4 protein-coding genes are annotated in these 7,168 nt (G+C 34.2%); all 4 read right to left on the reverse strand.

Annotated features, from left to right (window positions below; translation table 11 throughout):
- Nucleotides 1-41: 41 nt before the first annotated feature.
- The 4 genes from A2003_RS01305 to A2003_RS01320 are packed head-to-tail and all read right to left on the reverse strand — an operon-like array spanning nucleotide 42 to nucleotide 6,998.
- On the reverse strand, nucleotides 42-701 hold the full coding sequence (locus A2003_RS01305) for a hypothetical protein (RefSeq protein ID WP_286686719.1): 660 nt from the start codon (nucleotides 699-701) through the stop codon (nucleotides 42-44).
- Nucleotides 698-3,061: a hypothetical protein gene (locus A2003_RS01310; protein WP_286686720.1), complete on the reverse strand. Its 2,364-nt coding sequence runs from the start codon at nucleotides 3,059-3,061 to the stop codon at nucleotides 698-700. The genes A2003_RS01305 and A2003_RS01310 overlap by 4 nt, the downstream gene beginning before the upstream one ends.
- A 3-nt stretch (nucleotides 3,062-3,064) precedes the next feature.
- Nucleotides 3,065-3,691, reverse strand: coding sequence for a hypothetical protein (locus A2003_RS01315; protein ID WP_001055953.1), 627 nt, complete (start codon nucleotides 3,689-3,691; stop codon nucleotides 3,065-3,067).
- Nucleotides 3,678-6,998 (reverse strand): type VI secretion system Vgr family protein, encoded by a 3,321-nt coding sequence (locus A2003_RS01320; RefSeq protein ID WP_286686721.1) that lies wholly within the window; start codon nucleotides 6,996-6,998, stop codon nucleotides 3,678-3,680. Before A2003_RS01320 ends, A2003_RS01315 begins: the two co-directional genes overlap by 14 nt.
- Nucleotides 6,999-7,168: the final 170 nt, after the last annotated feature.

Below are 7,168 nucleotides of genomic sequence, written 5' to 3' on the forward strand. Positions count from 1 at the left end.
ATTAGGTCGACCACTTACCCAAGTTACGCCTTAAATTTGGCTCAATTAGGGGCGCTTTGCATTTCAAATCTTTGTGCAACAAAGCCGTTTACCTGCTTAAAATATACTTTTTCCCCTTCAGAACATACTCCATAAAAAACTCCATAAGATTCATTCTTTACAGAGGGATTATTCAAATAACTATTACAGTCCAATACTAAATCTCCAGCATTTTTCTTAAAAAATATTTTTTGCTTTTGATAATATGGAGCACCCGTATAATTATCAGCTAAATAATAGATTCCCGATTTAAAATTCTTTGATTCAGCCTGTTTAGTTGCATATCCATTTTTTATAAAATCAATCCCACCCAAGGCTAGGTTAACTTTATCAATATTTAAACTCAACTCACTACTATTATTTTTATCAGCTTTAGCTTCTGCCCATCCAACTTGAACATCTTCACTATAAACATTTTTATAATATAAGGTAAAATTACCATTATTATCTTTTATATAAAATTCATCATATGCAGGATCAAGTCTTTTAAAGAGATAATTATCCATCTTTTTTGTAGGTGTAAAATTCTTACACTTTCCTGCCTTTTCACAGATTCGATATGAAAAATAAAGTTTTGTGTTACTTGATTTAGGCTGATCCGCCTCAGTTGTACATGCATACATTAAACTAATTACAAATAAAAGAAATAATCTGCTCATCATTGTATAATCTCTATGTGCATAGCACCTTCACCTGCTACATCTGCTGAAATAAAACCCGAAATAATTCCATCTTTTAAAGCTTTCTCACAAACAGCTTTAAATCTTTTTCCTACACTATTCAAAGTATTTCCTGTTCCAAAACCATTACTATTCGTACCTAAATCAATAATATTATTTTTTCTATATTGCTCTTCTGAAACGCAGTGTTTCGAAACTCTTACCCCTTTATTTTGAAACTCAACAATTTTTTCAACCATTTTTTGAATAGTTGCCTCTTTTCCAAGCCCTTTAGCAATACATTCTGCTTTAACTTTTTTTACGTCCTCTCCTGGTTTAGCATATTTTGTTGCCTTAATATACATTGCTTCTGCCTGAGCTCTTGGAGTCCTTATTGTACTTGTAATATAAAGTTTATCCATATTTGCTTCTTTAGCTAAATAAGCTAGTACATTTTTTGTTTTCTGGCTTACGATAGCTTGTCTAGATTGTTCATTAACACCTTTAAAACTTATTATTACATCTGACACACTAGGAATGACAGATCTATCTATCTTTAACTCAAAAGCTTTCATCCCTCTGCTTAAATTACCATCAAAAGCAATAAATTCCTTTCCACCACTCGAAGCTGTAATTTTTATCTTTTGACCAATTTCTCCCTTATGTATTTTTTTCCCTATTCCGTGTATACCGCTTGAATGTCTTTTTTTGTTACCTTTATATTCAATCGAATAATTACCACCACTAAATAATTGATTAGTTTTCTGATCATATGTATACACTATAAATTCAGTTTCACCATTATCATTAACTAATGTTTTTGGATGCCCGTCTGTACTAATTTTTACTTTTTCATCTCTCTTGGGAGTAGAGTCATGAGTTTCAACTGGGTGCTTCTGTTTTGAGGAAGGAACGGGTTGTTTAGATTGAGCTATTTCTACAACTTTAGTCCCTATCTTTATATTTTTTGATGCTTGCTCTATTGCTGACGAGTCAACATCGATAACACGAAGCGATTTATTTTTATCAACTTTGATAGTCAATAAGTTCCGTTCATCTCTTAATTTATAATTCAGCTCGAATCCTGGCATTGCACTAACAGTTATCTTTCCATTACCATCAGTCTTTTTTTGCTTTATCTGATTTCTATATTTTTGAATTAAATTCAAATTTGTTATAGGTTTTTTCGTATCTTTATGTCTAAAAAGAATATTAAAAGTATGTAAATTAAGCTTTATCGTCTTTTCGCCCATACCTTCTTGTGCTGTAAAACGAATAATTTCTTGTTTTGAGTCTAGCCCACTAATTAAAACCGTAATCTCCTCGCCACTTAATGCTACTAAGTTATTTTCAATACCATTAGCCCCTACACTATGCTTCTTTTCTGCATTTTTATATTTGAGAAAATAAGAAAAATTTGGAATCGCTTTATTTTCACTATCTATGACCTTAATACTAAAATTAACATTTTTTTGTTTAGTATTATTATCACTGACTTCCGCTTTTTTTTCATTATTTACTTCAGCCTTAGAATCTATTTTTACAGATTCTTGCTTTTGACCAGGGATAGGCTCTTGGTTATGTATATCTGTTTTCAACTTAATACCTCCTTTCCCATTATTTACTACAATAACTGATGCATAATTTTTACCATCACCTAATAAAGAGATCTCTTTATTATTCTTATCTTTTACTAAAACACCATTAACCTTAAACCTAGCACCCATATAGTTACAAACCTTAACTTGTTTTATCTTCCCTTTTTGGTCTGTAATTAAATCCTTGAATAAAGGGACTGGTTTTTTATCGTTATATACTACATCAACTGTCACACCAACTAATGGATTTCCAGCATTATCAACAAATGAAACATCAAATATTGAAGTTAAGACTTTATACCAACGCATATCATCCTTTTCAGTCCCTGGTATTTGAACTTGTTGAGTAGGATTCGATTTACTTACTACAAAATCAGGAACTAAAGAAGGGTAATTAGAAGGATCAGATTTATGTAATTGTGCCTGTGCCTTAGGGCTATAATAATACACAACACCGCCTGTAAAATCGGGTTCTGTTCCATTAAATATAGGTTCTACTGCTTTAATCAAACTCATTAATTTAGGTGAAATATCACCTGAATCTAAAGCTTTTTTTGCTCTTTTATAAGGCGAATTTTTCTGGGTGTATGCATCATATCCTGTTTTTGTAACGATTTGGATAATAGTGCTCCAGGATTTCCAGTTTGCGAAACCAACTCTGTTTCTCATTGTATGCGCAATAACTTTCCATGAAGTTTCACTACAATTTTCAGCTTCACCATTAATAGTTGCAACAAATATTTTAAAATCTTCGCTATAGCTCATTTATTACTCACAAGTTTTCTTAATTATTTTATTAAAATACAAACTATTACCATTTTTATCTACATCCGCTAACATTGCTACTAAATGTAATTGTCCTTTATCATCAAAATATGATTTTTCTTGAAATGAATTATATATAGCGCTATCTATTGGAACATTATTAAATTCTTTATTTTTCAAATTAGCTATTATTTTTTTATTTTTATTAAATAGCTTTCTAGCATAGATAATATTTTTCTTGGAATCACTTTCAATTAAACAATTATTTTTTTTATCTAAAGCAATAAATTCTTTAGTTTGATCTTCCTGTATTTTACTTATAAAAAAATGATATTGACATGGTGAACCACAACTACCATAAGCATGAAAAATATTTTCATTTACTTTATCAACTTCAGGATATCTCATATTTCTTAAAATGAAAGTAGTTTTATTATCAGAATTTTTTACAATATCACAATATTCTTGATCATTCCCTTTGCATTTTAATTCAACATTAAATATATCTTTTGCATAGACAGTCGAACTAATAATAACTCCACAAAAAGCAAGAGCTAAAATGATTAAGCTATTAATATCAAGTAAATAAAATTGTGATCTCTTACTTTGTAAAATTTCAATCATGTTCATGCTCTTCTCCACAACCACAGCTATCAATATCTTCATCATCTAATGACTCAGCTTCCTGTTCAGAAATTAACTCTTTAATTTCTGTTAAATAAACTCCTGGCACTAAAGCGAGTTCTACATTATCAACAGAATCACTATAAACTCTTGCGCTACTTTCTTGCTCAAACTCATATACAGCTTCAATTTTCTTAGAATGATTAATTAATTTATATTCCATATTTTTTAATATTTTAGTATCAAATATTTGACTTAAATCAAATCTCATACTGTACATTCCTGTTTCTGGCATTTTCGGCAACTCAGCATTTACTGTTGCTCCACTCGTAAACAAATGCTGCCCAGCTTTACTTTCAAACTTACCACCTGTTGTTGAAAATACGCCATCCGCATTAATTTTGAGTTGTGACCCACCTGCTGTTAATACAATCTCTTTTGAGCTGGTAATTTCGATTTTATCTTCAGTAGAAATGAGTTTAATCACCTTCTTCGCAATTGCCTCAATCGCATCATCTTGCGCTTGTAACTCCAGCTTTCCTTTTGCTGCATAGGCTCTAAAACCTTTTTGTGCTGCAAACAAACTAATTTTGTCTTGTGCATGCCCAATAATATTTTTTTGCGCACTCAGGTTAATTGAACCGCCGGCACTTTCAGCAATATCCTGAGAAGCCTGTAAAATAATATTTTCAGGTGTGGTTAATGCAATTCCATTAGGGGATGCCAACAACATTAGCGCTTGTCTAAAAATCTTGCCTTGCTCTTGTTGTTTAGTATCGAAACTGCTTTCTAAGCCTTGTGTATAACCTTCCATAAAACCTTGTAAAGAACTTAATGCTTTAGAAGGTGATACTTCCAATTTACTGCCTTTACTAAAAGTTCCGCACGTACTCATCAAATCAAAGTCTTTAATCTCGACATTGGCTAAGACTTTTCCAACCTCTTGAATACTTTCAAATGGATTTTTATGAATGCGGTCTTTAATGCTAGCAAGTTTTCCTTTAACGATGTCAGCACCATGTTCTTCAACGTTTTCAATAAATGCTTTTAAGTTTTCCACCGCATCTTTAGCATCGCTAAAGAAAGCATTAAATTCGTCTACAACGCCTTTTGCATCGCCACCTAAGGCACCAATATCTTGAATAAAGCCGCCACAGTATTTTAAAGCGTGAATAGGATCGTTATTAATCCCTTCTTTAAATAGGTTCACCGTACTATTTAATGCCTGTCCTGTGGTTTTTAGCTCAAGTGACTGAATGAATTTAGGTAAGCGATTAATCACGTTCAAAGCATCAGTTTGTTGCTTGGCTGCAACTTCACTGAGCATTTTCATGCTTTCATAGCCTTGTGAAAGTAAAGATTGTGCTTGTGCAGCCTCTAAATGGTCTGCAATTGCTTGCTCTTGTGCATAAGTACTAATCAACATGCCTTTACCAGCACGTACAGCCCCCCAAGCATCAGTTCTCAGTTCGAAACCTTCACCGCGACCACTGCTGGTTTCCTGAATTTTAGGATGACTTAAATTACCTAAGTTCAGTTGAGTTGCTGCATGGCTACTTTGCAACTGTGTACTGATTTGTCCTGTTGTATCATCGAAACGTAACTGGTTAAAACCACTACCATTGACTTCTTGACTACGGATACCACTGAGTTTTTTAGTATCGGGAAGCTGCCCTTTGACATCAAATTTGGTTGGAGAACGTTGCGCTTCATGGATTCGTCCTGTCACAAAGGGACGATCAATATTGCCATCAAAAAAATCAATAACGACAACTTCACCGATACGTGGTAAGAAGCGAGCTCCATAACCCTCTCCCGCCCAAGGTGTTAACACATCGACCCATGCTGAATCGGTATCATTGTCATTACTGCCCGCACCGCCATCATGTCCATGATCATCACTACGGGTAAACAGAAAGCGAACCTTAATACGCCCCCATTCATCTACATAGATAGTTTCCCCTTCTGGTCCAACAACTTTAGCGCGTTGTGGATAAGCGATTGGGCGATGCTGTAGAGGATCATATTCTGGTATAATTTTGATTTGACGGCGAATCAATGTCAGTTCATTTGCCTGCCGCTCAGCCCCGTCATCTTCCAGCGTATGCCAACGACTTTGTTTTAATAATTGGCGTACCTGTTGCTGTAAATCTTTCGGTAAATTATTTTGATTGTAGAACGTTTTAGAAATAATCAAGAACTCTTGATCTACGACGTCATGCTGATTAATTTCTAGATGATCAATAAGATTGAACCAATATCCTACTTGGCTGTCACGCACTGAACTATAGGCCCTAAAAAACTTGGCTTGAAAAGCATACCTATCATTTAATATTTGATTTTGCTTTTCTAATTGGCTGTTACCTGAAGCTGTAGCTTGATCTTCACCTTTTAAATCCTGCATCCATGCTGGACTTACATGCCATGCTTGTTCAAGACCTAAACTGACTGAGTCAAAACTTGTGGAATGACTATGTGTGGTGATGACTGAACCAGCGCCTTCGTCTTGTGCTAAAGCATCAGGCTGCCAACGTTGCAAATGAACAGCAGTGGGTTGCAAACTTCGCACTGCGACAAAACCTGTAATACTGTCTTGGTATTCGGTTGCACTACTTCGATGATAGCGAATACTGCGTCGAGCTAAAGCTTGATATTGACTATTATCATCAATCAATCTTAGCTTTTGTGATTGAATCGGTATGGAAAAATGCGGAACAAAAAGCTCTGCTTCATCAATGAGCCAGCTAATCCCTTCACTACGCCATAAGCGTGTAAGAAAATCATAATCAGATTCATTATGCTGCATCACAAATGGACGCACATCATAACTTTGCTTTAGTCCATTCAGGTCAAGACTCAAACTTGCAGCAAATAATGGGCTTTTTTCTTGCCATTCTTTGAATAAAACTTCTGTAACTTCAACGATTGTTTTATTCATAAAAACACGACTATTACGGCGTTTATGCCATAAGTTTGTCGCATCACTCAGAGTCAGTTTATATAGAGTTAAGGCACCATCACTTTGTCCATAGCACGCTTCAGTTACTATGCCAGTCATACGGAACAACTGTCCTGAATCTGTGACTTGATCCACAGCCAGTTGAACACCGATAAATTGTTTTAATGCAATATGAGCATTGGTAGAGAGGCAAATTAACTCCGCATGTAAGCCATCATTCAGTTGATGCTTTCCCTCGATACGCTGTAAAAAAACTTGGTTATTTAATTCTTCATTAGAAAATTGTACGTGTATTGCACGTTTTTGTGCATTTAGCCCTATTTTTTCTAATACATTAGATATATTAAAAAGCATTTTTTTATAATCATAGGATAAAGAAACGGCTGCACTTTATAAAAAAACAGACCTATCTGTCTATAATTATATTTTATTTTTAGCAAAGTAAGCGTCCGCTGAACACACCTTATGAATTCATCCTATAAGCCTTAATTTAGTCCCCACTTAAAAACAAGTGGGGACTAAAA

This window comes from Acinetobacter sp. GWC1_38_13 (assembly GCF_001767535.1).
GTDB lineage: Bacteria > Pseudomonadota > Gammaproteobacteria > Pseudomonadales > Moraxellaceae > Acinetobacter > Acinetobacter junii.

Bases quoted from the DNA above. Each gene is read 5' to 3' on its own strand.
- A2003_RS01305 (WP_286686719.1), bottom strand. From the start codon at position 701: ATGATGAGCAGATTATTTCTTTTATTTGTAATTAGTTTAATGTATGCA.
- A2003_RS01310 (WP_286686720.1), bottom strand. From the start codon at position 3,061: ATGAGCTATAGCGAAGATTTTAAAATATTTGTTGCAACTATTAATGGT.
- A2003_RS01315 (WP_001055953.1), bottom strand. From the start codon at position 3,691: ATGAACATGATTGAAATTTTACAAAGTAAGAGATCACAATTTTATTTA.
- A2003_RS01320 (WP_286686721.1), bottom strand. From the start codon at position 6,998: ATGCTTTTTAATATATCTAATGTATTAGAAAAAATAGGGCTAAATGCA.